Origin of the sequence: Prochlorococcus marinus XMU1408, from assembly GCF_003208055.1 — a bacterium.
Classification (GTDB): Bacteria; Cyanobacteriota; Cyanobacteriia; order PCC-6307; family Cyanobiaceae; genus Prochlorococcus_B; species Prochlorococcus_B marinus_A.
The window spans coordinates 275418-299465 of the sequence record NZ_QJUE01000002.1; the positions used below are offsets into that span (position 1 = coordinate 275418).

At 34.5% G+C, this 24048-nt stretch carries 29 protein-coding genes and 1 tRNA gene; 17 read left to right on the forward strand and 13 right to left on the reverse strand.

All coding sequences use genetic code 11. The annotated features are described in order from the left end of the window. Window positions 1–4: 4 nt before the first annotated feature. From DNJ73_RS02995 to DNJ73_RS03015, 5 genes are all read left to right on the forward strand, one after another. Window positions 5–1564, forward strand: coding sequence for a carboxysome shell carbonic anhydrase (locus tag DNJ73_RS02995; protein WP_158466231.1), 1560 nt, complete (start codon window positions 5–7; stop codon window positions 1562–1564). Beyond that, complete coding sequence (locus tag DNJ73_RS03000; protein WP_011294514.1) at window positions 1565–1840, forward strand: carboxysome peptide A; 276 nt, start codon at window positions 1565–1567, stop codon at window positions 1838–1840. Beyond that, a complete protein-coding gene (locus tag DNJ73_RS03005) occupies window positions 1840–2091 on the forward strand; it encodes a carboxysome peptide B (RefSeq protein WP_158466232.1) in 252 nt (83 codons plus the stop codon). Before DNJ73_RS03000 ends, DNJ73_RS03005 begins: the two co-directional genes overlap by 1 nt. A 47-nt stretch (window positions 2092–2138) precedes the next feature. Then, entirely contained in the window at window positions 2139–2687 is a 549-nt protein-coding gene (locus DNJ73_RS10250; protein ID WP_158466233.1) for a BMC domain-containing protein, read from the forward strand. A gap of 71 nt (window positions 2688–2758) precedes the next feature. Continuing rightward, window positions 2759–3022, forward strand: coding sequence for a 4a-hydroxytetrahydrobiopterin dehydratase (locus DNJ73_RS03015; protein ID WP_158466234.1), 264 nt, complete (start codon window positions 2759–2761; stop codon window positions 3020–3022). Here the strand turns inward: DNJ73_RS03015 and DNJ73_RS03020 are convergent. The 3 genes from DNJ73_RS03020 to gloB all read right to left on the reverse strand — a co-directional run bounded on the left by DNJ73_RS03020 (window position 3019) and on the right by gloB (window position 4541). Beyond that, complete coding sequence (locus DNJ73_RS03020; protein ID WP_158466235.1) at window positions 3019–3249, reverse strand: DUF3136 domain-containing protein; 231 nt, start codon at window positions 3247–3249, stop codon at window positions 3019–3021. The genes DNJ73_RS03015 and DNJ73_RS03020 overlap by 4 nt on opposite strands. Window positions 3250–3313: 64 nt before the next feature. Then, window positions 3314–3742, reverse strand: coding sequence for a RidA family protein (locus DNJ73_RS03025; RefSeq protein ID WP_158466236.1), 429 nt, complete (start codon window positions 3740–3742; stop codon window positions 3314–3316). 43 nt (window positions 3743–3785) lie between these two features. Next, on the reverse strand, window positions 3786–4541 hold the full coding sequence (gene gloB, locus DNJ73_RS03030; protein ID WP_158466237.1) for a hydroxyacylglutathione hydrolase: 756 nt from the start codon (window positions 4539–4541) through the stop codon (window positions 3786–3788). Window positions 4542–4591: 50 nt separating this feature from the next. Here gloB and hisG point away from each other — a divergent pair, with 50 nt between their 5' ends. From hisG to DNJ73_RS03045, 3 genes are read left to right on the forward strand one after another with little or no spacing between them, the layout of a single operon-like run. Continuing rightward, window positions 4592–5254, forward strand: coding sequence for an ATP phosphoribosyltransferase (gene hisG / locus DNJ73_RS03035; RefSeq protein WP_158466238.1), 663 nt, complete (start codon window positions 4592–4594; stop codon window positions 5252–5254). Beyond that, on the forward strand, window positions 5241–7037 hold the full coding sequence (locus DNJ73_RS03040; protein ID WP_158466239.1) for an ABC transporter ATP-binding protein: 1797 nt from the start codon (window positions 5241–5243) through the stop codon (window positions 7035–7037). The genes hisG and DNJ73_RS03040 overlap by 14 nt, the downstream gene beginning before the upstream one ends. 14 nt (window positions 7038–7051) lie before the next feature. Then, window positions 7052–7594: a GNAT family N-acetyltransferase gene (locus DNJ73_RS03045; RefSeq protein WP_158466240.1), complete on the forward strand. Its 543-nt coding sequence runs from the start codon at window positions 7052–7054 to the stop codon at window positions 7592–7594. A gap of 23 nt (window positions 7595–7617) precedes the next feature. On the opposite strand, the gene DNJ73_RS03050 is transcribed toward DNJ73_RS03045, so the two are convergent. Further along, window positions 7618–8322: a TIGR04283 family arsenosugar biosynthesis glycosyltransferase gene (locus tag DNJ73_RS03050; protein ID WP_158466241.1), complete on the reverse strand. Its 705-nt coding sequence runs from the start codon at window positions 8320–8322 to the stop codon at window positions 7618–7620. Next, window positions 8271–9011 carry a TIGR04282 family arsenosugar biosynthesis glycosyltransferase gene (locus DNJ73_RS03055; RefSeq protein ID WP_158466242.1) on the reverse strand — a complete coding sequence of 247 codons (741 nt, stop codon included), beginning with the start codon at window positions 9009–9011 and terminating at the stop codon, window positions 8271–8273. The genes DNJ73_RS03050 and DNJ73_RS03055 overlap by 52 nt, the downstream gene beginning before the upstream one ends. Before the next feature lie 222 nt (window positions 9012–9233). On the opposite strand from DNJ73_RS03055, the gene dnaA reads away from it, so the two are divergent. Further along, window positions 9234–10637, forward strand: coding sequence for a chromosomal replication initiator protein DnaA (gene dnaA / locus DNJ73_RS03060; protein WP_158466243.1), 1404 nt, complete (start codon window positions 9234–9236; stop codon window positions 10635–10637). A 34-nt stretch (window positions 10638–10671) separates the two neighbouring features. Here dnaA and DNJ73_RS03065 read toward each other — a convergent pair whose 3' ends face one another. Continuing rightward, the gene (locus DNJ73_RS03065; RefSeq protein ID WP_158466244.1) at window positions 10672–11913 is read right to left on the reverse strand and encodes a glutathione S-transferase N-terminal domain-containing protein; all 1242 of its coding nucleotides are present in this window, start codon (window positions 11911–11913) and stop codon (window positions 10672–10674) included. A 41-nt stretch (window positions 11914–11954) separates the two neighbouring features. Between DNJ73_RS03065 and gorA the strand changes: the two genes are divergently transcribed. Beyond that, window positions 11955–13316, forward strand: coding sequence for a glutathione-disulfide reductase (gene gorA / locus DNJ73_RS03070; RefSeq protein ID WP_158466245.1), 1362 nt, complete (start codon window positions 11955–11957; stop codon window positions 13314–13316). Between the two features lie 14 nt (window positions 13317–13330). Here gorA and DNJ73_RS03075 read toward each other — a convergent pair whose 3' ends face one another. Then, the gene (locus tag DNJ73_RS03075; protein WP_158466246.1) at window positions 13331–14425 is read right to left on the reverse strand and encodes a calcium/sodium antiporter; all 1095 of its coding nucleotides are present in this window, start codon (window positions 14423–14425) and stop codon (window positions 13331–13333) included. A gap of 148 nt (window positions 14426–14573) precedes the next feature. On the opposite strand from DNJ73_RS03075, the gene pyrC reads away from it, so the two are divergent. From pyrC to DNJ73_RS03105, 6 genes are all read left to right on the forward strand, one after another. Further along, window positions 14574–15638 (forward strand): dihydroorotase, encoded by a 1065-nt coding sequence (gene pyrC, locus DNJ73_RS03080; RefSeq protein WP_158466247.1) that lies wholly within the window; start codon window positions 14574–14576, stop codon window positions 15636–15638. Between the two features lie 141 nt (window positions 15639–15779). After that, window positions 15780–15866: transfer RNA gene (locus DNJ73_RS03085), tRNA-Leu, on the forward strand. 20 nt (window positions 15867–15886) lie between these two features. After that, the gene (gene ndhL, locus DNJ73_RS03090; protein WP_187152539.1) at window positions 15887–16138 is read left to right on the forward strand and encodes an NAD(P)H-quinone oxidoreductase subunit L; all 252 of its coding nucleotides are present in this window, start codon (window positions 15887–15889) and stop codon (window positions 16136–16138) included. A 3-nt stretch (window positions 16139–16141) separates the two neighbouring features. Further along, complete coding sequence (locus tag DNJ73_RS03095; RefSeq protein WP_158466249.1) at window positions 16142–16474, forward strand: DUF3007 family protein; 333 nt, start codon at window positions 16142–16144, stop codon at window positions 16472–16474. Between the two features lie 83 nt (window positions 16475–16557). Next, complete coding sequence (trpA, locus tag DNJ73_RS03100; protein WP_158466250.1) at window positions 16558–17358, forward strand: tryptophan synthase subunit alpha; 801 nt, start codon at window positions 16558–16560, stop codon at window positions 17356–17358. Window positions 17359–17450: 92 nt separating this feature from the next. After that, complete coding sequence (locus DNJ73_RS03105) at window positions 17451–17720, forward strand: YciI family protein (protein ID WP_158466251.1); 270 nt, start codon at window positions 17451–17453, stop codon at window positions 17718–17720. Here the strand turns inward: DNJ73_RS03105 and DNJ73_RS03110 are convergent. The 5 genes from DNJ73_RS03110 to hisIE form a co-directional block, all read right to left on the reverse strand. Further along, a complete protein-coding gene (locus DNJ73_RS03110) occupies window positions 17696–18046 on the reverse strand; it encodes a c-type cytochrome (RefSeq protein WP_158466252.1) in 351 nt (116 codons plus the stop codon). The two genes, DNJ73_RS03105 and DNJ73_RS03110, sit on opposite strands and share 25 nt — an antisense overlap. Before the next feature lie 12 nt (window positions 18047–18058). Then, window positions 18059–18400 (reverse strand): hypothetical protein, encoded by a 342-nt coding sequence (locus tag DNJ73_RS03115; protein ID WP_158466253.1) that lies wholly within the window; start codon window positions 18398–18400, stop codon window positions 18059–18061. Then, window positions 18397–18762: a YkvA family protein gene (locus tag DNJ73_RS03120; RefSeq protein WP_158466254.1), complete on the reverse strand. Its 366-nt coding sequence runs from the start codon at window positions 18760–18762 to the stop codon at window positions 18397–18399. The genes DNJ73_RS03115 and DNJ73_RS03120 overlap by 4 nt, the downstream gene beginning before the upstream one ends. 2 nt (window positions 18763–18764) lie before the next feature. Continuing rightward, window positions 18765–19688 (reverse strand): sigma-70 family RNA polymerase sigma factor, encoded by a 924-nt coding sequence (locus tag DNJ73_RS03125; RefSeq protein ID WP_158466255.1) that lies wholly within the window; start codon window positions 19686–19688, stop codon window positions 18765–18767. 484 nt (window positions 19689–20172) lie between these two features. Further along, a complete protein-coding gene (hisIE, locus tag DNJ73_RS03130) occupies window positions 20173–20820 on the reverse strand; it encodes a bifunctional phosphoribosyl-AMP cyclohydrolase/phosphoribosyl-ATP diphosphatase HisIE (protein ID WP_158466256.1) in 648 nt (215 codons plus the stop codon). Between the two features lie 78 nt (window positions 20821–20898). Between hisIE and DNJ73_RS03135 the strand changes: the two genes are divergently transcribed. Next, on the forward strand, window positions 20899–21372 hold the full coding sequence (locus tag DNJ73_RS03135; RefSeq protein ID WP_158466257.1) for a 6-carboxytetrahydropterin synthase: 474 nt from the start codon (window positions 20899–20901) through the stop codon (window positions 21370–21372). 47 nt (window positions 21373–21419) lie between these two features. On the opposite strand, the gene clpB is transcribed toward DNJ73_RS03135, so the two are convergent. Further along, window positions 21420–24011 (reverse strand): ATP-dependent chaperone ClpB, encoded by a 2592-nt coding sequence (gene clpB / locus DNJ73_RS03140; RefSeq protein WP_158466258.1) that lies wholly within the window; start codon window positions 24009–24011, stop codon window positions 21420–21422. Window positions 24012–24048: the final 37 nt, after the last annotated feature.

Genomic DNA, 24048 nt, shown 5'->3' on the forward strand with positions numbered 1-24048 from the left:
GTTGATGGCCTATCGTAATTTGGCCAAGAAATCTCTTCGTGGGCCTACAGCTCCTATGAAGAGATTTGTCGACCTAGAGACAAAGAATTTTAATACTGAAGTTATTAAAACTACTAATTCTTTTTCCGATGAAATAAAAAATATTAGCTCTTTCTCAACTGATCATCCCTTAACTAATTCTCAGGAAAATCAGAAGTTAAATCAATACGAAAATAAGGTTAAAGGTCGATTTGATAATATTGTCCCTCTTTTAAAGAGAGTATCTAGTCTTCAAAATGATTTGAATTTTGTAGAAAGAGCTCAAAATCTATGTCGCTCAGAATTAGGGTATGAATTACCACTGCACATACTTGAAAAGGCTTGGGTTGGAAGTGTTGATATAAGTGCCTTGTTTGCATGGTGTGTTTTTCAATCACATCAATTGACGAGTAATGAATTTTTCAATTCAGATCCACTAGAGGGATCAGAAAATAGTCAATATGCCCAATCTTTTCAGTCTTTCCTTTATCAATGTGGCTTTCATCTTTTAGATATAACCCCTTGTGCCGATGGTCGATTAGCTCATGCTATTTCTTATGCACTACGTATACCTTTTAGTTCTGTCAGGAGGCGTTCTCATGCAGGTGCACTTTTTGATATTGAAAAAACAGTTAATCGTTGGATTAAAACTGAACATAGTAGATATAGAGAATCAACTCCGAATTCTGCAACTGAGCCAACAAGATATTTAAAATCAGTAATCTATCACTTTAGTTCTGTTGACCCTACTCATCAAGGATGCGCTGCTCATGGTAGTAATGATGAGTTAGCAGCATCAGAGGGCTTACAGAGATTATTAGATTTTAGAGAAGCAGTCGAAAATAGTTTTTGCTGTGGTGCATCGGTTGATTTGCTTTTAATCGGCATTGACACAGATACAGACGCGATAAGAGTACATACGCCCTCGAGAACTAATGAAGTTGATCTGAAATCATGGGTTTGTGCAAATGAAATATATAAAGAGACTCAATTTTTAAATGCTGAGGAGGCTCTTCAAAAAATCCAAGAAAATGTAATAAGTGTTTGCCCTGGAGAAACAGACCCTAATATGGTCACATTTATTACAAAGCTTATTTCAAATAATATTTCTCAAATTGACTATGTGAAAAATTTTCATTCCGGTAGATATCAAGATGCAGGTCATGCTGAAAGATTTATTGGTGTAGGTATTGGTTTTAAAGAAGTTCATTTAAGGAATCTTACTTATTTTTCTCATTTGGAGACTGTTGAACAAGGAGCTCCTGATCTCGATGTTGGAGTGAAAATTTTTACAGGTCTAAATATCTCGAGGAGTTTACCAATACCTATTGTTATTCGCTTTGATTACTCAGGGAGTGTCCCTCATGCAAGAAATAGAGCATTATCTGATTGTAATAGAATTAACGAAGCTATTAAGTCTCGTTATCGAGATTTAATAGATGATGGTTCACTTCACACATTTCTTACTATTCGAGATCGAGATAAAAAGGCTCCTGCAGAAGTTGTAGGTTCTTCCCTCGATCCAGTCACTCAGGAGGCTCACTAAATGCTCATTTGTAAAGTTCTTAAACCACTTGTCTCAACCAATCGTATCCCAGGCTTTGAACATAAGCATTTACAAGTAGTATTGGACGGTAGTTCAAAAAAAGTGGCGGTTGATGCTGTTGGATGTAAGCCAGATGATTGGGTTATATGTGTAGGAAGTTCTGCTGCTCGGGAAGCTGCTGGAAGCAAGTCTTATCCAAGTGATTTAACAATTGTTGGAATTATTGATCATTGGGATCCAGAGACACAACAACAGATCTCAGGAGGAGCAAAATAATGGAGATCATGCAAGTTATGGGACGTTTGGTTTGTACACAGAGAGTGGAAGGGTTGGGACATATGCATTTAAGAATATTGTGTAATAACAAAGGTAAAAGGCTTGTAGCGGTTGATCCTGTTGGTGCACGAGAAGGGAATTGGGTTTTTACAGCAACAGGAACTGCAGCTAGATGGGGATGCCCAGACCCTAATGTTCAAACTGATTTAACTATTGGTGGCATTATTGATAATTGGTCGCCTGATGATTAGTTTGCTCCTTTATTCAAAAAAGCTTAATTCTACAAAATCATTAATCCATGGCTAGACCCCCCAAACGTCAATCAAAAAGTAGTAATAAGAGTATTAAAGCTCAAGATCAGGTAGTTGATATTACTCCTGAAAATTCAACTGATGCATCAAATATCTCTGAGAAAAATAATTCCTCGTCAATTAAAAATAATTCAAGTGGTAAAAGAACTTCAATTCCTAAAAGCTTGTTAAATGGGGCAGTGGGCGTTGGGGCATCTAAAAGTCATATAAGAAACAATAAAGGTTATAAAACTAATTCAAATTCCGGCATTGCCTTAGGAATGATTGAAACTCGTGGATTGGTTCCAGCAATAGAAGCCGCCGATGCAATGACTAAAGCTGCTGAAGTTAATTTGATAGTAAAGGAACTTGTTGGAGGGGGATATGTGACTGTAATGGTAAGAGGTGAAACTGGTGCAGTTAATGCCTCTGTTAGGGCTGGTGCTGATGCTTGTGAGCGTGTGGGTGACGGGCTGGTTGCTGCGCATATAATTGCTCGTCCACATGTTGAGATTGAACCCGCCTTGAAAGGAAGCGGTGCGAAAAGAAGAAGCTAAGTACTTTTGATTGAAAATTATTTTTCAATCAATTCATTATGTAGTAGTTTTTAGAAAAGATAATTATTTTTATGGAAGGATGGAGGCAAAAAAATAGACCTGAGTGTCTTGAAAAAAGGTATGAGTTTGATTCTTATGAAAAAACAAGGGATTTTCTTGATGACTTAGGGGATTTTTGTGAGAAGGTAAATCGCTTTCCAGATATAAGTTTTGGTAAAACTTATATAAATATTACAATTAGGCCTTCGGAGAATAAGAAAAAAGAGGAAATATCAAAAGTAGATCATGAGTTCGCAATTCAAATAGATAACTTAAATAAAGAAATAAAAAATTAATTTTCCTCTTTCGGTTGCTCTAGATCCCTTTTTATAAGTGCCATTAGATAAGAAGGAGTTTTATATCTTCCCGGTAAACAACGATTAAGAGTTTCTAAATGGCTCCAACAAACTGTTCTTTGAATTTGATCGGCTGTTCGCCCTTGTTGTAAAAGCCGCCTGAGAGCTTTGCAGTAAAGAGGGTAACCAGCCTCTAGTTCGCCAATAGTCAACTTGGCAGTGGCCATTGTTTATCGCGAATCAATATTCAATTTAGACAATAAAGGGGCCACTTAGCAAAGTGGCGGGATTCTATTTAGTTATATTGCTGTTTTTTTCTTTGTTTCCTAGCCAGGCAACGCAATCTATCTCGACTTTTCCTCCTTTAGGAAGATTAGATACTTCAACGCATGCTCTTGCTGGGCTAACTTTATTGTTAAAGATTTCTGAGTAAATTTGATTAACTTTTGCGAAATCACTTAAGTCGGTCAAATAAATTGTTGTTCTTATTACATTTGAAGTCCCTCCACCAGCAGCTTCAACTACGGCAATTAAATTTTTTAAAACTTGTTTAGTTTCTTTTTCTATATCCCCATTCCCGATCATTTCACCAGTCTCAGGATCAAGAGCAATTTGTCCTGAGCAATACAACCAATTCTCTATTAGAACAGCTTGACTATAGGGGCCTACGGGGGCAGGAGCCGATTTTGTTTCGATTGGTTCTAATGCTGAACTGTTCATGAATGATTAGGCTTCAGTTAAGAATTTTATACACAATTGGAATTTAACATTTCCAATTATCTTTGTGTTCTCTAAGCATTGTAAATTCTTTTATATTTTTTGCTCTTACAAATAAATTTGTTTTTCTTTCTTCTGAGATCGAAGAGGGAAGACTTGTCAGTCCTTTCTTACGTATATTCTGAACTAGCTTCAATCTCTTGATAATAGAAATATCATTATTTTTTAAAGATAAAGCCCATTTTAAATTGTTTTCTGTATATTCATGTGCTGGGTATATTTTTGTGTTTTTTGGAAGAGAATTAAGTTTATTTAAACTTTCAAACATTTCAGTTGGTGTGCCTTCTAAAAGACGACCACAACCTGCTCCAAAAAGGGTGTCTCCAGGAAATAATATATTATATTCAGAATTTTCTTTTGATATATAAAAAGCTATATGGTTATTAGTATGACCATGTACTTCAATGACTTTTATTTCACTTTCCATTAAATTAAAAATATCATTATCATCAACCGAAAATGTTTGAAATGGTATTCTTTTAAGCTCCTTTTTAGATGCAATTACCTGTGCATCTGGCCATTTATTAATTAACTCTTTTGTTCCACCAATATGGTCCTCGTGATGATGCGTTTGCAGGATTGCTTTTAATGATAAGTTGTTGTCTAAAAGCCATTCTTTGACTGGATCAGAAATAGAGGGATCTACTACCACTGCATTGCAATTGTGGACCCATACCCATACGATATTGTCCTGCAAGACAGTAATTGGATGAATAGTGAATTCGCTTTTTTTCTCTAACATTTTTCATTTAGGTACTGGAATAGGTAGAGTCCATTTCAATAGTTTTTGACATGTTTACTGTTGCATTAGCTAAAGGTGCTTTATTAAAGGAATCAGTCTCAATGTTTTCGAACGTTGGACTTGATTTCTCTTCTGTTTTAGAAGATAGCAATCGACAACTCATGATACCTTCGGTGTGTGGCAGAGCTAAGGCACTTTTAGTTCGAAATAGTGATGTACCTGTTTACGTTGCTTATGGCCAAGCTCAATTAGGGATTGTCGGTTTTGATGTTTTGCAAGAGCAGAAATTGAAAGTAGCAAATTTAGTAGATCTGGGCTTTGGAGCTTGTCATATGTCTGTGGCAGTCAAATCGTGTAGCGGTTATTTAAGTGCTTCTGATTTACCTCCTAACTGTCGAGTAGCCAGCAAGTTTACAAATTGCGCTAAGAATTATTTTGATCAAATTGATTTGCCTGTCGAATTGGTCCATTTGAGCGGATCTGTTGAGTTAGGTCCTATTACTGGTATGGCTGAAGCAATTGTAGATTTAGTCGCAACTGGTCGTACTCTTAGAGATAATGGACTCATAGAAATTGAAGAACTTTTCAAATCAACTGCTCGACTTGTAGGGCATCCACTCTCTCTAAGGTTAGATGAAGGTACTCTTCAAGACATTATTGATTCAATTCAAACACTATCTCTGATAAAACACTCTCCTGATGGCAAAAAATGATTTTCGAAGAGTTAAGAAACTTGGAAGGTATTTAAAGAAAGAGAATAAACGTTTAATTCTTATACTTTTGATATTAATACCTGTTGCTTTGGCAGGTGCAATCCAACCGCTTCTTGTAGGTCAGGCAATTTCTGTTTTAAGAGAGGAAAATACTATATCCTTTTTTGATAACTTATCTAATGAAGTATCAATCAGATTAATAATAGTAATACTATTCATAACAGTATTACTAAGGCTTGGATTACAAGGCTTTCAGTCATACAATATACAGGCTGTAGGCCAGAGGCTGACTGCACGAATAAGAAATGATTTGTTTTCTCATTCCATGTCTTTGTCATTGCGTTTCCATGACAAAATGCCTGTTGGTAAATTACTCACGAGATTAACTAGTGATGTAGACGCATTATCAGAAGTTTTTGGAAGTGGGGCTGTTGGTGTTTTAGCTGATTTTGTAAGTCTAATAGTTATATCTATAACTATGATTTTAATTGAATGGAGATTAGGTTTATTGCTTTTAATTATCCAAATCCCTGTTACTTTGTTTATTCTTTGGTTGCAAAAACGTTATCGTAAACAAAATTATAAAGTGAGAGAAGAACTATCTCAGTTAAATGCAAATTTTCAGGAAAATCTTCAAGGACTAGAAGTAGTTCAAATGTTTAGAAGACAAACATTAAATGGTCAAAATTTTTTCAAAACTGGAACTAATTATAAAGATGCTGTAAATGGAACTATTTTTTATGACAGTAGTATCTCTGCTTTTATTGAATGGGTCTCCTTGGCTGCAGTTGCTTTAGTTATTTCTCTGGGAGGCTATATGGTTACAGCTGGTGCTATGGGATTAGGAACTCTCACAACATTTATTTTGTATTCCCAAAGATTATTTGAACCTTTAAGGCAACTAGCAGAACGATTTACGCAAATACAGGGAGGGTTAACAGCAGTCGAGAGAATAAGTGAATTACTTGAGAAAAAAATTGAGATTTATGATCAAATTCCCCAGGAAGTTAAAAATAAAAAGATATCAAATTCAATCAAAAATACTTTGGGTGAAGTTATATTTGAAAATGTAAGTTTTTTCTATAGAGAAGACGAACCAATAATCAACGATTTAAGTTTTACAATTAAACAAGGTGAACACGTTGCTTTGGTTGGCCCAACTGGATCAGGAAAGACTACTTTAATTAGATTATTATGCAGATTATATGAACCTCAAAAAGGAAATATATATATTGATGGTCAAAATATTAAATATATTTCTCTTGAGTCATTGAGAAAACAGCTTGGAGTTGTTCTTCAAGATACTTTTCTTTTTAGTGGTAATGTTGCAGATAATCTTCGTTTAGATTCTTCGGTAGATGATCAACGCTTAAAAGGCATATGCAGTGAATTAGGACTTGATAATTTATTGAGTAAATTGCCGAATGGATTAGATACTTATATTAGAGAAAGGGGAGGTAATCTTTCTTCGGGAGAGAGGCAACTTTTATCTATTGCTCGAGTGGCGATACGAGATCCAAAAGTATTAATTATGGATGAAGCAACTGCTTTTATGGATCCATCTACAGAGGCGACTTTACAACGAGATCTTGATAGATTATTGGAGAAAAGGACTGCGCTTGTTATTGCCCATAGATTAGCAACAATTGAATCCTCAGATCGAATACTCGTTATGAGAAAAGGAAGGCTTATTGAGCAGGGCACTCATAAGGAATTAAGGTCTCAAGGTGGACTGTATTCTCAACTGGCGGATTTACAAGAAAAAGGACTCACAACAATCTAGTTATTATTAATTTTATGATTAATTTTGGATCTAATAAACTAGGAATGCAAAGTGGGAGAAATCAAAATATTCTTCCGGATGAAATTTTAAAAAATTTATATGGTAATCAGGCGCTTCAATATATTAATAAAAACAATTCAACACCTTTTATTTTTAGTGATTCAAAATCTTTTGATTTAATTGAACTTGAGCAACTTCTTCAAGCAGTTGGCTGGGGGAGAAGACCACTAAGGAGGGTTAAAAGAGCCCTTGACAATAGCTTGATTAAAGTTGGTTTATGGCAACATGATCCTAAATTTCCAAGATTAATAGGATTCGCAAGATGCACTGGCGACGGGTTTATTGATGCAACGATTTGGGATGTGGCTATTAACCCTGTCTATCAAGGTTATGGTTTAGGAAAACAACTTATGTCATATTTAATGAGAAGCTTAAAAAGAGAAGGTATTACTAGAGTAACTTTGTTTGCTGATTCTGATGTTGTTACTTTTTATAAAAGACAAGGCTGGAATTTAGAGCCGAAAGGTAATAAATGTGCTTTTTGGTATTCAAATTGATTCGTTAATTTATCGTTTCTAAATTATGAATAATATTCTTCCGATAATCTATCATTGTTATAACCTTGCCTCCACTTTTTTCTTAATTTTGAGTTTTTAACTGCACGTTTAATAATATTAGATTTAGCCCATTTTTTATCATCTGTATATAGATTTTCTCTAATACGCTTCACTTCATTTGTTTTGGTCACCCTTGTGATCAAATCTAGATCTTCCATTATTTTTAAGCAAGAGAAACCTCCTGAATGGTAATAAAGATCTTTGTGTATTAGTAAGCCTTGATCGCCGTAAGGCTTCTGTAGGAAAAAACTTCTAAGTGCTACTGCTAATTCTAGTACTCTGAACTCTAAATTATTATTTTTAATCTTAAAGTCAAAATACCATGCAAAATCTTTTGATTTTTTGTTCATAATTATCTTTAGTACACTCTTTTCCCAACCTGGATCTAATCTGCTATCAGCATGGAGAAATAAAAGCCAATCTCTTCTTGCTTTTGAAGCTCCTAAACTTAGTTGATAACCTCGGTTTTTTTCAAGGCTTTCAATAACATTTACTCTATGTATTTGTGCTATCGAAATAGTTAAATCTGTACTCCCTCCATCAACAATGATTAAGTCAGAATTAGAGCGCAATGAATTTAGATCTGCGAAGAGTAGAGGTAGATGACTTGCTTCATTTAAAGTTGGTATGATGATACTGATAGTTGAAAACTTTTGTGATTTAACCATGGCGATAAATCGATAACACTATCCAAATCATTCTTGGTTTGAAGTAGTTGATAATTAACTTGATTTAAGGATGCTAATTGAATTGTTTTTTTAAGAACTTCATTAGTGCCCCAACTTATACCAGAGAATGGCCATGCACATATAGGATTTAAAAGTTTATTTGATAATCCTATAAGCCAGTAACCTCCATCATGGGAGGGACCTAAAACCATTTCTTTATGATTAAGTATTTGTATTGCTTCAATTAAGTCTAAATGAGATATGGTCGGCAAATCAGTCCCAATGAGTAGGATTGGGTTTGGAATTTGATAAGAATTATTTTTTTCGGCATAAGTCTTCAAAAACTGTCTTTTCATTTTTGTTCCTAAATTGCCAGGCCCTTGAGTCACGATTGTTTTGATTTCATTTTTTAGCGCCCATTTCTTAGCAGCTTGAATACCAATTCCATCGATGGCGACTTTTACATCTGCAAGACCTTCCTTTTGTAACTCGTTGGCTACATTAATTGTATGACTTGTTAATTTTTTTTGGATCTTTGCTGCTTTAAGCGCACCTATTTCCTCTGATAAGCGACTCTTACATCGATAGACAGCGTGCCACCTAGTCATTAAAACTATGGTTGGTTTGCATTTTTGTAGGAATTTAGTTGTCTTTGATTTTTGTATTTGTACTTGATGCTGATGATTCATAATTATTAATTTCTTAAACTTCATATATTGAAGGTTAAGTTACTATTTATTGCTTCTGATTAATTTATGTTCTGAAAAAAATAAATCTATATTCGCTGCTATTTGTCTAATCCATAGCTGAGATTGCTTTTTGGAGGTTTACGATTCAATTTTTACAACTGGATTCCCAAATTTAATAATGACTGATTAGAGTTTTTGGCTAAAATCATATTCCATTAGGTGATGCCGGTGCCAACTCGGAATGAGCTATGGATGAAGGTGCAGCAATTACTGCAAAAGAATTTAAGTAAGCCTTCATATGAAACATGGATACGTCCCGCTGAATTCTTTGATTTCAAAGATGGTTGCTTGACTTTGGTTGCTCCAAATAGTTTTTCAAGTGATTGGTTAAGGAAAAATTATTCTCAGACAATTGAAGAGATTGCAACAGAGATATTTGGGCATCAAGTTAAAGTGTACATAAAAGTTAAAGATGAGTTTTCATTAAACAAAAGCAATAAGAAAAAAACTTTTTCAGGTGTAGCTCAAAATAATTCGATTTCAGTTGGAGAAAGTTCAGATGGTAAATCCAAGCAAGCTCCGGTAAAAAAATTTTTACCTAGTTTGAATCTCCGATATGTTTTTAATAGATTTGTTGTAGGCCCTAATAGTCGGATGGCTCACGCTGCAGCAATGGCAGTTGCCGAGTCGCCTGGTCGAGAGTTTAATCCTTTATTTATTTGTGGAGGGGTTGGTTTAGGTAAAACACATCTTATGCAATCTATAGGTCATTATCGATTGGAAATTGATCCAAAAGCTAAGGTTGCATATGTTTCTACTGAGACTTTTACTAATGATTTAATAGTTGCGATAAGAAAAGATGGAATGCAAGCTTTTAGGAACAGGTATAGAGAAGCTGACTTGATATTGGTTGATGATATTCAATTTATAGAAGGAAAAGAATATACACAGGAGGAATTCTTTCATACTTTTAATGCTTTGCATGAGGCTGGGAGACAAATTGTTCTCACAAGCGATAGGCCTCCAAGTCAAATACCTCGATTGCAAGAACGATTGATTTCAAGATTTTCAATGGGACTGATCGCAGATATACAAGCGCCTGATTTGGAGACAAGAATGGCAATATTGCAAAAAAAAGCTGAGCATGAAAGGATGCGTTTACCAAGAGATTTGATTCAGTTTATAGCTGGAAGATTTACATCTAATATAAGAGAGTTAGAGGGAGCATTTACTCGCGCAGTTGCATTCGCTTCAATAACAGGGTTGCCAATGACAGTTGAATCAGTTGCACCTATGCTTGATCCTACTGGACAAGGGGTTGAGGTCAGACCTAAGCAAGTAATGGAAAAGGTGGCTGAGGTCTTTGGTGTCACTGAGGAGGAAATGTGTAGTACAAGTAGACGTAGACCTGTAAGTCAAGCAAGGCAGGTCGGTATGTACCTCATGCGGCAGGGCACAGATTTAAGTCTACCTCGCATTGGTGAATCCTTTGGAGGGAAAGATCACACAACAGTTATGTATGCAATTGAGCAGGTAGAAAAGAAATTATCAAGTGAGCCACAATTAGCAAGTCAAGTTCAAAAAGTAAAGGATCTCCTTCAAATCGATTCAAGAAAACGTCGTTGAATTTAAGTATAGATATTTATAAGAATTTAGACTCTTAACTAAAATGTATAGGGTTTTGATCTAGCCTATTTCTTGTAGGTATTTCAGGTCCTAGATCACTACCATCAATATTCGCTGTGCGTTCAATAGCTTGTCGAAATAATCTTGCTGATAATAAAGGCATATCTCTTGGAACTGAAATTCTATCTCGAAGGTAACGTAATGCAGAAGCACTATTCTTCTCTGGACGGCAATCTTTTTTTGTAATCATAGAAGTTAAGGCTGCTCTCAATGGTTGATCAAATAATTTATTCTTCATTGGGCTAACATCAATGATTCTCTCTTTGTGTTTAATAACTCTTTCTAAAGCTAATGCTTCAAATTGTTGTTCCGATTTTCGATCAACTTTGAAATCTACTAACTCTAATTGTCCTAATCCAGACCCCGTATCAATTTTTTTTGCAAATAATTGTTGGTTTGCATTTGAATAATTAAAGCAACCTCCCATTTGAGGAGGTAAATCATGAGCATGTGTGTGAAAATCACCTTGAGTTCCTCTATATTCATCAAGTTTTTCAAGATTTTTAAGCCATGCATTTATAAAAGGGTGCTCTTCTCTAAGTGAATATCCTTTGTAGTAAGCCAATGAGGCATTCATTCTTTCAACATATGGAATAAAAATTACATCTGCTGATCCAGGCTTTTCACCATTTTTTGTTGGGATTGGTGTGAGCCATCCTGAAGCATTTTTTTCTATTTCTTTTTCAAATTTTTTGGCAACATTTTTGAAATTCTCTTTCTTTTGTTCTTCTTGGGCTTGGAAAAGAGAGTTGCGACATAACCAGTTACACCATGATGAAAATAGTTCTCTTTCTAGTCTCCTAAGCTCTAAGACGTTCTTCTCATTTAGAGATTGACCTAAAGGACCATAAATTTCTTCTAACACAAATAGTATCTCATCACTTTCTGTGATTACATGATTTTCAATTTCTATGGCAGGGAGCATTCCAGAGGGTACTTTTTTTAAATACCATTTTTCCTTTTCTCCGTAGCAATGCATTGTGACTTTTTTAATCCGGTAAGGAATTTTTTTAAGCTCTAACCAAATCCAAACTTTTTGGCAATAAGGACACCAAGCATGATTGTCTCTGTAAAGAGTAACAATTGCTTCGGACTTATTTTTATTAAAAAGACGAAGTGAGGAATATGGGTTATTTAACCCATTGATTAGATCAATAGGTTCAGCTTTATATATTGCTAATTCTTCCCAACTCATTGCATTTCTGGTTGGATTCATTTATTTCAACGAGAATAGAGAAATAATACTAGGTTGCAAAATTGAAAAGGTCTTTTGATTTAATTGTCATTGGTGCAGGATCCGGTGGATTAGCTGCTGCAAAGAAAGCAGCCAGTTATGGAGCATCTGTAGCGATTGTCGAAGGTGATCTTGTAGGAGGAACGTGTGTAATTAGAGGTTGTGTTCCTAAAAAATTATTAGTTTGTGGCTCTTCTCTCTTAGAGAGTTTTTTGTCTGCACCATCTTATGGTTTTGATGTTGATAATTTAAAGATCAAGTCAGAGACTTTATTAGCCAATGTTCGAAAGGAAGTACATAGGCTTAATGAATTACACGAGAATTTTCTAAATAAGGCTAATGTTGAGCTTTTTAAAGGTTGGGGTGAGTTTAAAAATTCAAATTGTATCGCAATTAAAAATCGAATAAATGGAGAGACTTTAAATGAACTTTATGGAGAAAAAATTTTGATTGCAGTGGGAGGCAGACCTAAAAGACCAAGTATCGAGGGGGCATCTTTAGGTTGGACAAGTGATGATATGTTTCTTCTTAAAAGCTTTCCGAAAAAAATTACAATAGTTGGTGCAGGCTATATTGCTTGCGAATTTGCATGCATTTTGCACGGTTTAGGTGTTGAGGTTACTCAATTAGTTCGAGGTGATCGGATTCTAAGAGGATTTGACCTCGAACTTTCTTCAGCATTAACCGATGCAATGAAAAATAAAGGAGTTAGCATAAACTTTGGTGAAAAAATTTCTTCATTAAAAGGAACTCCTGGATCTTTAATGGTAAAAACAAATAAAGGTAAAGAGTTCGACTCGAATGGATTGCTTTTTGCTACAGGTAGAGAGCCATTTTTAGAGGGTTTGAAGTTAGAACAAGCGGGTATAGAAATTTTTGAAAATAAAATTAAAGTTGATAGTGAAAGTAAAACAAATATTGCTAATATCTTCGCCATTGGAGATGTAACTGACAGGATCAACCTTACACCTGTCGCAATTGATGAGGGTAGAAAGTTTGCTGATAGAAATTATGGTGAATCAGATCATAAAGTTAACTATGATTTTGTTCCTTATGCTGTATTTAGTCAGCCTGAAATAGCTTCTGTAGGCATGACTGAAGAGAATGCTATCCAGTCGATGGGGAAAGATAATATTAAAGTATATAGATCAATATTCAGACCCTTATCTAAATCATTGCCAAAGACTGGCTCTAAATGTATTTTAAAGCTAATAATTGATAAAAAAAATAATAAAGTTTTGGGATGTCATATGATTGGAGATAATGCATCTGAGATTATTCAGATGGCATCAATCTCACTAATGCTAGGAGCTAAAAAATCTGATTTTGATAATACAATGGCATTGCATCCTACAATTGCTGAGGAATTCGTGACAATGAGATGATTTATATACATGTATTAGTTATTTGAACTTTTTCTTAGCCTTAACCAGTAAGTAATTGTCTTATATATAATTATTATTATTGATAATGATATGGCTATAAAAACTAATTCTTTGAATACTGAATGTAAAGTTGGTAGAGTAAGAGGTATTATTTTGTCTGCAATGTAAAGCATATATAATCCTAATAAAATTCCACCTTCTCCTCTACTTATTATTCCTTTTGTCCAAAAAATTGGCATACACGCAAGTGTAGTAATAACCATGATAGGAATATCCTTAGTTATTAGTAAATTCTCAACCACTAAACCACTGCCTCCAGATAATACAGAACAGCTACCTAAAACTAGTAATTGATTTAATAAACAACTTCCAATTACGTTGCCTATTGCTAGATCAGTTTGACCACGAATAGCAGCCACTAGTGACGTGATTAACTCAGGTAAAGAGGTGCCCAACGAAACTATCGTTAACCCAATTATAGCTTCGCTTACCCCTAATAATCCTGCAATTGTAGATGCGCCTTCTATTAACAGCCGTGATCCAAGAGTTAGCAAAAAAATACCACCTAATAATTTAATGCCTGCATTTAATAAACTTGTTGAGTCTTTTTCTATATTGATTTCTGGCTCTGCTTCTTGGGTTTTTTGAGGTTCCTCTCTTGCTGTGCGAATTTCCCAAGTGGTATTTATTATTAGCGCCACTAGCAAAGCTATTCCAAATTGCCAAGTTATCAGCTCTGAAGCGGCCATCCCCCAAACGGCAGTTGAGACTGCTAAAAGAAGAGGAATGTCTCTCCTTACAAGACGACTTTCAACTCTTAAAGGTCGTAAAAGTGCACTACCTCCGAGAACTACCATCACATTGAAAATATTGCTGCCAACAATGTTGCTCAAAGCTAGACTATCTGATCCAGTGAGAGAGGAGTTGACACTCACAAATAGTTCAGGTGCACTTGTTCCGAGAGATACTATTGTTAAACCAATAACTAGTTGAGGGATCCCAAGGATTAAGGCTAAAGCTACAGATCCTTGAATAAAGAACTCACCACCGCTAAAAAGTAAAAGTATCCCAGTAATAAGCTCTAAAAATGACAATAATATTGATGGCATAATTGAGTAATTTATTTAGAAACTAAATTAGTGAATTAATTTAAATTATTTCCATTTGGTATTATCTTAATATCTTAGCCCTTTATTGATACTTGAAGACTTATAGATCAAGGTTGAATAAGATATACATTGAAAAAGCTTTAATCCTGTGATTGCCTCTGTTAACAAAATCTCATTATTAAAGCCGGACGATTGGCATCTGCATTTGAGAGATGGAAAGATTCTTAAAGGTGTTTTAAGTCATACAGCAGATGTGTTTTGCCGTGCAATCATTATGCCTAATCTTGATCCGCCCATAACTACTTTAAGTCAAGCACAGGAGTATAAAAAAAGAATTATCCAGTCTATCCCTGATGGAGTTTCTTTTACCCCGTTAATGACAGCATATCTTACAGATGATATTTCTGCGGAGGTCTTAGAGAGAGGCTTTAGAGATGGTGTCTTCCATGGAGCAAAGCTCTATCCAGCTAATGTGACAACTAATTCCTCTTATGGGGTTACAGATATCAGTAAAATCGACAATTTATTTGAGACGATGGAAAGAATTGGTATGCCATTATTGATTCATGGGGAAGTGACCGATTTCAATGTTGATGTATTTGATAGAGAAGCTGTTTTTATTGAGCGTCACCTTGAACCATTATTACGAAGATTTTCATCACTTAAAGTGATTTTAGAACACATCACGACAATTGATGCAATTGACTTTGTAGAAAATAGTGAGTTTGATATTGCCGCTACAATTACACCTCATCATTTACATATCAATCGGAACGCAATGTTCAATGGTGGGTTAAGGAGTGATTTTTATTGCTTACCAACAGCTAAACGAGAAATCCATCGTATTGCCTTAAGACAAGCGGCTACCAGCGGTAAACCTTGCTTTTTCCTTGGAACTGATTCAGCACCTCATACTCGTAGATTTAAGGAAAGCTCATGTGGATGTGCAGGAATTTTTAATGCCCCTTTCGCTTTGGAAAGCTATTTAAAAGTTTTTGAAGAAGAAAATGCTCTAGATAGGTTTGAAGCTTTTTCAAGTATTAATGGAGCAATTTTTTATGGATTACCTTTAAACATAGAGAGAATAACTTTAGTTAAAAAAGATATTTCTGTACCTCAAATGATTGACGTTGGACTAGATGGTGATCCCAATGATTTTGTAAAACCATTTCATGCAGGAGAAACTCTTAGCTGGGTAATAAGCGATGTTTAGTGAGATTGGTGAATGACTCTTTCAATAATTATTTAACTCTAGATATTCTTAAGAGTACTGATTTAAGCACATACGTTTACGCTAATATATAAATGGCTTAGAGTTGAATCTCTAGCATTGTGACAACCCTTGCTATCACTGGGGAGTGTGGCGGAATTGGTAGACGCACCAGACTTAAAATCTGTTGGCCGCTTTTTGGCCGTGGGGGTTCAAGTCCCCCCACTCCCATGATATTTTCTATTTCGATTGTGTCTTTAATCCCTTTTGGATTAATAGGAGCTGTTAATCCGATAATTACATTATCTGCTTATGTGGTATTGGGGGGGATGTATTTATTGGTAGTTCCTTTATTTCTTTTTTATTGGATGAATAATCGTTGGAATATTATGGGAAAGTTAGAACGCCTTTTTATATATGGACTAGTGTTTCTTTTCTTTCCTGGAATGGTTTTGTTTGCACCGTTTCTTAATTTAAGAATGAATGGAAAAGAGGAGTCTTGAACTTTGACAAGAGCACAGGTTTTCCAAATAGGTTTGATAGTTTTTGTTTTAGGCGGCTTGGGATATGAAGTGTTTCAGTTATTTGGATTTGAATCAATATCAGCTGGTATTGCAGCACAGTCGATATTAATCTTAATTATTTTTGTATGGACTGCTTCTTACCTTTTCAGGGTTTTTTCTGGGAATATGACTTTTATGGAGCAACGTAAAAGATACAGAGAGGCTTATGAAAAATTGACTGATGAAAAAATTAGAGAGAAGTTTGAGGCTATGACAGATGAAGAAAAAATTGAATTACTAAAAACCGTAGAGGAAGAAAGTATTGATCAAACTTAAGTTTTAATTACTAAATCTCAATAATTTTTTACTCTTAGGGATACAAAAATGATAAAAAAGATAGATACCCAAGGCTTAGAACATTGAAAAGTACAAATATTAGTAGGTCTTTTTCCAAAATAAAAAAGGAGAAAAGAATTGCATTAATGCCTTTCCTTATGGCAGGTGACCCTGATTTGGAAACTACAGCAAAGATTTTGTTAGAACTTCAGGCAAATGGTGCTGACATGATTGAGCTAGGTATCCCATACAGTGATCCTTTAGCAGATGGACCAATTATTCAATTAGCAGCTTCTCGAGCTCTCTCTGCAGGAACTTCTCCTGACAGGGTTTTTAAAATGTTATCTGAATTGAAAGATCAATTGACAATACCAATAATTTTATTTACTTACTCAAATCCACTTATTAATAAAGGTCTGGAAGAATTTTGCTTACAAGCTTCGAAAGTAGGTGTTTCAGGACTTGTTGTACCAGATCTTCCATTAGAGGAAGCAGAAAAACTTTCTGATATAGCAGAATCTAAGGAAATTGATTTGGTTTTACTTGTTGCTCCTACAACCCCCAGGGATCGTATGAAAAAAATCGCAGAGACTTCTAATGGATTTACTTATCTTGTAAGTGTTACTGGGGTAACTGGAGAAAGATCATCATTAAAGGATAATGTAGGATCGCTTGTGCAACAACTAAAAGATTCTTCATCTAGTCCAATTGCTGTGGGCTTTGGGATTTCGGAGGTAAAGCATATTGAACAAGTTAGAGATTGGGGCGCTGATGGTGCAATTGTAGGTAGTGCTTTAGTTAAAAGAATTGCTAATGCTTCGATCGAAATGAAAGTCGAAGAAGCTGGTTCTTTTTGTAAAGAACTAAGAGCCGCAACTAATTAATATTTTTTTAAATAGCAACAGATCAAGCTGAATATTGAATTCTTTTCTATGTTTTATCTTGAGAAATATTGTCTTTATTTAACTTGAAAACCATGGATCAATTTGTCCTTTGGGGGGCTTACTGTGAAGATGCTCTACTAAAAAGAACACCTTTTAGGGAAGAGCATCTTCTAAGGCTCTCATTACTTAAGGAAAAAGGTATATTAATAACTTTAGGACCGACAAAATGTAATAGATATGTTTTTGGAATATTTAAATCTGAGGATATTGAATATATAAGAAGTCTTATCAAAGAAGACGTTTACTGGAGAGAAGGAATATGGACTGATTTCGAGATTTACTCCTGGACCCAAGCTTTTTGAGCTTGCTCCAATATCCAATTAGCTACAATTTGATCGCCATTTTCTTCTAGCTCATCTTCATAGCCACTCATTATTCCTATACCTTGTCTTGCTATCTTCGCTATAGCTTCTGGATTGTCAATTCCATTACGCTTTAATGATGAAATCTTCAAATTCTTTGATCTTCTGATTATGTTCCCACCATTAATGTGACATCCAGAACAGTTGTGTTTAAAAAGAGCTTCCCCTGAATCTGCTTCAAAAGCATTGAGCTCATTCGGTAAACTTAAATAAAAAAATGTACAACAAAAACTGATTAGAAAAAAAGCTTTCAGTTTTTTTTTCATAGTCTTGAAAATTTATTTATCGAAATTAATTTTTGAAAGATCTTCACAAATTTCATCAAGAAGGTCAAGTTGACCAGAAGTATTTAATTCAATATTCTTTTTCTTATCTTTTGATATATCTTTCTCATCTTTTTTCCATAAATTTTCTATTTCACAAAGACGATTTGCAATTTTTGGGATTCCACCAGAAAAAAAATCTTTTTTTAAAAAGTCAATTAATATTGGAAATCTTGTTGAGGGAAGATTGAGACTTTGGCAAAGTTCCGATTGTGTTCTTCCTGTTTGCCTTAACCAATCTTTAATAAGAAGAATTAGATCTTCTTCTATATCTTTAGACCATTGATCATTAATCATATTGGGAACCATTTGTCTAATTTACATTTTGCTTTGAATTTTATCTCTGGAGTAATGTGATGCTGCCAAAGACTAATTACAGCTGTTAGTGCAACAAGATCGTCGCTAAAACCAGAAGCAGGAATAAAGTCTGGAATCAAATCAACAGGAACAATTAAATATGTTAATGCTCCCATTATGGATACTTTTACTTGAGGAGGGGTTGAATTATCCATGATGAGTTCAAATCCTTCTAGAGCAGGTTGAGCTATTGTTCTCCCCGCAGTTAATAAGATTTTTTTTAGTAGAGTTTCGTCTAAAACATAGCTTTCTAAGACTTCCGCTTCAAATACCTCTTTATTTGAGTTTCTTTGGCTTCCCATAATTAAATACTTGTTTCTAGTAGACCACTTTGGAGACCTGTCTTTCTTAGCTTCCTCAACGCTCGTTGAACTACTTGTCTGCAATATTCCCTACTGCAATTCATTTGTCTAGCTACTTCAGCTAAAGTTCTCCATTCATTAGACCCATCTAATCCAAATCGAAGGCTTAGTATCGTTCTCTCTTTGGGAGTGAGATTTGACTTGTCTAATAAAGACCATGCTGATGCACTTCTTTCTGCTAGTTCAGCTAATTCCATAGGTGGAACTTCTTCACTGGGAAGTATATCAACAAGTTCAGAAGGGTCCGCCTTTGATTTAACGGCACCTTGCAAGCTAACCGTGATACTTCTCAATTCGCATGCGAGTAATTCTTCTACTTCCTCTAAAGGCATTTTCATTCGCATGGCTATTTGGTTCGTTGAGGGATGAACCCCGAGTTCTTGCATTAGTCGAGATTTGGCTGCACGAAGTTTTGTTAGCTTTTCATTTATGTTTACAGGGATTCTTATTGTTCTACTTTGAGTGGAAAGAGCTCTATTTAATCCTTGTCTAATCCACCAGTAAGCATAGGTTGAAAATCTATGACCTCTTGTTGGGTCATATTTTTCAACAGCTCTAGTTAACCCTAAAGTACCTTCTTGAATTAAATCAAGTAATTCAAGTCCTTTACCTTGATATCGTTTGGCTAAGTTAACAACAAGCCTTAAATTTGCAGTGATCATTTGATTTTTAGCTCTCTCACCTGCTTTAAGTGCTTTTTTTTCTAAGATTGAATATTCGCACTCCGGTCCACTTCCTCCCGCTTGCTGGCAACGTTGATTAAGTGCAACCATGGCTTGCACTTTCCTTCCCATTGTGAGCTCTTGCTCAGGTGTGAGCAATTCGTGTCTTCCTATTTCTCCAAGAAAGTCGCTTAAAGAACTCACGATTTGTAACCCTTGTATTAATAACCTAGAGAAAAAATGTTTACTTTCAATAGGCGTAATAAAGTGTTCGGAATTTATTATTTATCCTTTATGCCTTAACCTTTGGAAATTTAGCAACAAATACTTTTATATATTTTGTTTACTGAATTATGTGAAAGAAATTAAATGCATTGTTTTTTACTTCCAAAGCCCTAAATGCCTTGCTATTAAAGAGTTTTACTAAATCATTTTTTGATCTATCAAAGTATTTAATGTTTTTTTGTCTCTAATCATTATTGTTATTCACTTATCTCTAATTAAGAGTATCGACGTTTTATCAAATATTGAAGAAAATCAGTTGATTTTTTTTGTTCAAGACTTTTTAATATTCTGAGACTTTTTCTTCTGCAGAAATAAGCCTCAGAGAAAGTGGATGAAATAATCTTGACTAGTAATTTAAGTTTTTTTAATAAGCTTTACATAAGTAGTTTAAGTGTTGATTTAATTATGATTGATTTCTTCTAGGTCCACCTCTTCTTTTAACTAAAATCTTTTGGACTTCAGTCCATGAAACGTTTTGATGGGATAACGCAACCTGCAAATGGAAGACCAAATCTGCAGCCTCATTTGCGATTTCAACCGGTTCTTGATCTTTACAAGCCATTACAAACTCTGCGGTCTCTTCTCCTATCTTTTTTAGAATTTTATTATCACCTTCTTTAAGAAGACTATTTGTGTAGCTTCCTTCCTCAGGATTGATTTTACGATTTTCTATAACTCTAAATAATTCACTACATGCATCAGATGGAGGTTGAGGACAATCTTGGCTCGTTTCTAAATCTCTAAAGAAACAACTTCTTTTGCCTGTATGGCATGAGATTGAACCAACTTGCTCAATTGATAAAAGTAATGTATCTAAATCACAATCAGCCATAATCCCTTTCAGTATTTGAAAGTGACCACTTGTTTTACCTTTGTGCCAAAGTTCTTTTCTTGATCGACTCCAGTAATGAACTTGCCCTGATTCTAATGTTTTTGTAAGGGATTCTTTGTTCATCCAAGCCATCATTAAAATAGATCCATCAATCCAATCTTGTGCTATTGCAGGTATCAAGCCATTTTGATCAAATTGCAAATTATCAATTAAAGACATTTTTAATTAAGCCAATCTGGCTTTGATAACTTTGTTTAATTAAATTTAGCTCTCTAATGGTTTTAAATTCATCTTTGTATGACGATTAAAGATATTCCATTTAAATGTTCAAAGCATTTTAGAGACTATCCTTGTTCTCATAGGCAATGGAGACACAAAGGTCATTGCCGCTATGTTCATGGATATAGTCGAAGCTTTACTTTTTGGTTTGCTTCAAATGAGCTGGATGAAAATGGATTTGTTGTGGATTTTTCAAGTTTGAAGGCTCTTGAAGAAAAATTGAGGGGATATTTTGATCATACTTTTTTAGTTAATTTTGATGATCCTCTTCTTGAAACATGGAAAAAACTCCATTCTGAAGAAGCCTTGGACCTTAGGGTTATGGATAATGTTGGCATGGAATCAACTGCCAAATTGATTTGGGGTTGGGCTAATGATTTATTATTTTCAAGAGAGAAAGGTAGATCTTGTTGCTTTAAAGCAATAGCGCATGAGAATGATATTAATTCTGCTAGTTATAATTTATGGCCCGATTGGTTTAGGCCTATTTAATATTTTTAAAGTTACTGATATGTATTAACTTTTTTAATTATCGAATACTAGTTGAAGATAAATTTCGAGTTTTTAGTCTCTATCTTTATAGTACTTCCATCTTTATACTTTCCTTTAAGAATAAATTTTGCTATTTCATTCTCTAATTCTCTTTGTATTACTCTTTTTATAGGCCTTGCTCCATAGATTGGATTATAACCAAGATCGGTAATTAATGAAAGGACATGATTATTTATGTCAATATTTATTCCTTTCGTCTCTAATTTCTCTCTCAATCTGTTGAGTTGTAAATCAACAATTTTATGTAAAGTTTCTTTATTTAGTTGTTCGAAGTTAATTATTTCATCCAGCCTATTTAGAAACTCTGGTCTGAAATGTGACTTTAATTCTTTGTCTATAATTTCATCTTTATTGGTCAAAATATTATTGCTGATTTCTGTATCATTGATTAATTGGCTCCCTAAATTACTAGTAAGAATAATAATGGTATTTTTAAAGTTTGTTGTTCTTCCTTGTCCATCTGTTACTCGTCCTTCATCAAGTATTTGAAGTAATATATTGAAAACATCTTTATGTGCTTTTTCAATTTCATCGAAAAGCAAAACGCAATAAGGTTTTCTTCTAATTGATTCTGTTAATTGTCCACCTGCTTCATAACCAACGTAACCTGGAGGGGCTCCAATTAAACGACTTATTGAGTGCTTTTCCATATATTCAGACATGTCTATTCTGATTAGAGAACTTTCACTATCAAAAAGTTGAGATGCCAAGGTTTTAGATAATTCTGTTTTACCAACACCTGTTGGTCCTAAAAATAAAAAACTGGCTATTGGTTTGTTTGGATCACTAAGACCAGTTCTTGATCTCTGAATAGCAGAAGAAATTGATTGAACAGCTTTGTGTTGACCAATAACTTTTTTATGCAGCTCATGTTCAAGGTTGAGTAATTTCTCAATTTCAGTTTGAGCGAGTTTTTTTACTGGTATTGATGTCCATTTCGCAATTATTTCAGCTACATCATCGGCTTCAACTTCTTCACGCAAAAGTGATTTTTCAGAATTTTTAGAAGAATTTTTTAAATTAATTTCTTTAGATTTTAAATTTTTCTGTAAATTAGCAAGTATGCCATATTCAAGTTCTGCAGCTTTGTTGAGGTCATAATTCCTTTTTGATTTTTCTATCTCTAGTTGTACTTTTTCAATATCTTCTTTGAGTATTGAAATTTCTTCAATTGACTCTTTTTCTTCTTTCCATTTTTTGTTTACTTCAATTTGATTTTTAGTTAATGAAGAAAGTTCTTTAGTAATTAATCCCAGTCTTTCTTGACTTGAAATATCAGATTCACTTTCTAAAGATAATTTTTCCATTTGCAGTTGGATGATTTTTCTATCAATTTCATCAATCTCTTCTGGTTTTGAGGTTATTTCCATTTTTAAACGTGAAGCTGATTCATCTATTAGATCAATAGCTTTATCTGGTAAGAATCTCTCGGAGATATACCTATCACTTAAGACTGCTGCCGCTATAAGGGCGTTGTCAGAAATACGAACACCATGATGAACTTCATATCGTTCTTTTAGTCCTCTTAATATTGAAATCGTATCTTGAACTGAGGGCTGTTTTACAAGTATTTGCTGAAACCTTCTTTCTAAAGCAGGGTCTTTTTCGAAATTTTCTCTATGTTCATTTATTGTAGTTGCTCCAATACATCTCAATTCCCCTCTAGCAAGCATTGGTTTTAGGAGATTACTAGCATCCATTGCACCACCACTGGCTCCTGCTCCCACAACAGTGTGAATTTCATCGATGAATAAAATTATTTTCCCTTCTGAATCGGTGACATTTTTAAGAACAGACTTAAGTCTTTCTTCAAATTCACCTCGGAATTTTGCACCTGCTATAAGAGCACCCATATCCAAGGAAATTAGTTGACGATTTTCAAGTGATGTTGGGACATCTCCATTGATAATTCTTTGTGCCAAGCCTTCAATAATTGCGGTTTTACCTACACCAGCTTCTCCAATCAATACGGGATTGTTTTTAGTTCTACGACTAAGTATTTGAATAGTTCTACGAATTTCTTCATCTCTCCCAATTACAGGGTCTAATTTTCCATCTCTAGCTGAAGCAGTTAGGTCTTGGCCATACTTTTGCAGTGCTTCATAGATATTTTCAGCATTTTTTTCGGTCACTTTTTTGTTCCCTCTAATATCTCTGATAGCCTTTAGAAGACTATCTTTTTTGATTTGATTTTGCTCGAATAATCTATGACAAACTCTCTTGTCATCAAATAGGGAAATCACTAAATGCTCACTTGATATAAAACTATCTTCATATGTTTGTTTTATATTTTTGGCTTTTTCAATTGATAAAGATACATTTTTCCCAAAGAAAATAGATTCTTGGGGCTTTTTCATACTTGGTTGTGAATTGATAAATTCTTTAGTTTGTATCATTAAATTTTGTATTGATCCGCCAGACCTTTCAATAGCGTTAATTGCAATTTGATTTTCTTCTAGAAGAGAATAAAGAAGATGCTCTGTTTCTAAAGTTTGATGTTTTTTTTTTATTGCTAAATCTTTGGCACCAATAATCCCCTCCCACGCAAGTTTAGTGAAATCGTCAGGATTAAGTTTCATCCTTCAAATCAATGACCTTTATTGTATTATATTAATT

Excerpts from the sequence above, each read along its gene's own strand:
- DNJ73_RS02995 (WP_158466231.1), top strand. The coding sequence starts at position 5 with ATGGCCTATCGTAATTTGGCCAAGAAATCTCTTCGTGGGCCTACAGCT.
- DNJ73_RS03000 (WP_011294514.1), top strand. The coding sequence starts at position 1,565 with ATGCTCATTTGTAAAGTTCTTAAACCACTTGTCTCAACCAATCGTATC.
- DNJ73_RS03005 (WP_158466232.1), top strand. The coding sequence starts at position 1,840 with ATGGAGATCATGCAAGTTATGGGACGTTTGGTTTGTACACAGAGAGTG.
- DNJ73_RS10250 (WP_158466233.1), top strand. The coding sequence starts at position 2,139 with ATGGCTAGACCCCCCAAACGTCAATCAAAAAGTAGTAATAAGAGTATT.
- DNJ73_RS03015 (WP_158466234.1), top strand. The coding sequence starts at position 2,759 with ATGGAAGGATGGAGGCAAAAAAATAGACCTGAGTGTCTTGAAAAAAGG.
- DNJ73_RS03020 (WP_158466235.1), bottom strand. The coding sequence starts at position 3,249 with ATGGCCACTGCCAAGTTGACTATTGGCGAACTAGAGGCTGGTTACCCT.
- DNJ73_RS03025 (WP_158466236.1), bottom strand. The coding sequence starts at position 3,742 with ATGAACAGTTCAGCATTAGAACCAATCGAAACAAAATCGGCTCCTGCC.
- gloB (WP_158466237.1), bottom strand. The coding sequence starts at position 4,541 with ATGTTAGAGAAAAAAAGCGAATTCACTATTCATCCAATTACTGTCTTG.
- hisG (WP_158466238.1), top strand. The coding sequence starts at position 4,592 with ATGTTTACTGTTGCATTAGCTAAAGGTGCTTTATTAAAGGAATCAGTC.
- DNJ73_RS03040 (WP_158466239.1), top strand. The coding sequence starts at position 5,241 with ATGGCAAAAAATGATTTTCGAAGAGTTAAGAAACTTGGAAGGTATTTA.
- DNJ73_RS03045 (WP_158466240.1), top strand. The coding sequence starts at position 7,052 with ATGATTAATTTTGGATCTAATAAACTAGGAATGCAAAGTGGGAGAAAT.
- DNJ73_RS03050 (WP_158466241.1), bottom strand. The coding sequence starts at position 8,322 with ATGGTTAAATCACAAAAGTTTTCAACTATCAGTATCATCATACCAACT.
- DNJ73_RS03055 (WP_158466242.1), bottom strand. The coding sequence starts at position 9,011 with ATGAATCATCAGCATCAAGTACAAATACAAAAATCAAAGACAACTAAA.
- dnaA (WP_158466243.1), top strand. The coding sequence starts at position 9,234 with ATGCCGGTGCCAACTCGGAATGAGCTATGGATGAAGGTGCAGCAATTA.
- DNJ73_RS03065 (WP_158466244.1), bottom strand. The coding sequence starts at position 11,913 with ATGAATCCAACCAGAAATGCAATGAGTTGGGAAGAATTAGCAATATAT.
- DNJ73_RS03075 (WP_158466246.1), bottom strand. The coding sequence starts at position 14,425 with ATGCCATCAATATTATTGTCATTTTTAGAGCTTATTACTGGGATACTT.
- DNJ73_RS03105 (WP_158466251.1), top strand. The coding sequence starts at position 17,451 with ATGGATCAATTTGTCCTTTGGGGGGCTTACTGTGAAGATGCTCTACTA.
- DNJ73_RS03110 (WP_158466252.1), bottom strand. The coding sequence starts at position 18,046 with ATGAAAAAAAAACTGAAAGCTTTTTTTCTAATCAGTTTTTGTTGTACA.
- DNJ73_RS03115 (WP_158466253.1), bottom strand. The coding sequence starts at position 18,400 with ATGATTAATGATCAATGGTCTAAAGATATAGAAGAAGATCTAATTCTT.
- DNJ73_RS03120 (WP_158466254.1), bottom strand. The coding sequence starts at position 18,762 with ATGGGAAGCCAAAGAAACTCAAATAAAGAGGTATTTGAAGCGGAAGTC.
- hisIE (WP_158466256.1), bottom strand. The coding sequence starts at position 20,820 with ATGTCTTTAATTGATAATTTGCAATTTGATCAAAATGGCTTGATACCT.
- DNJ73_RS03135 (WP_158466257.1), top strand. The coding sequence starts at position 20,899 with ATGACGATTAAAGATATTCCATTTAAATGTTCAAAGCATTTTAGAGAC.
- clpB (WP_158466258.1), bottom strand. The coding sequence starts at position 24,011 with ATGAAACTTAATCCTGACGATTTCACTAAACTTGCGTGGGAGGGGATT.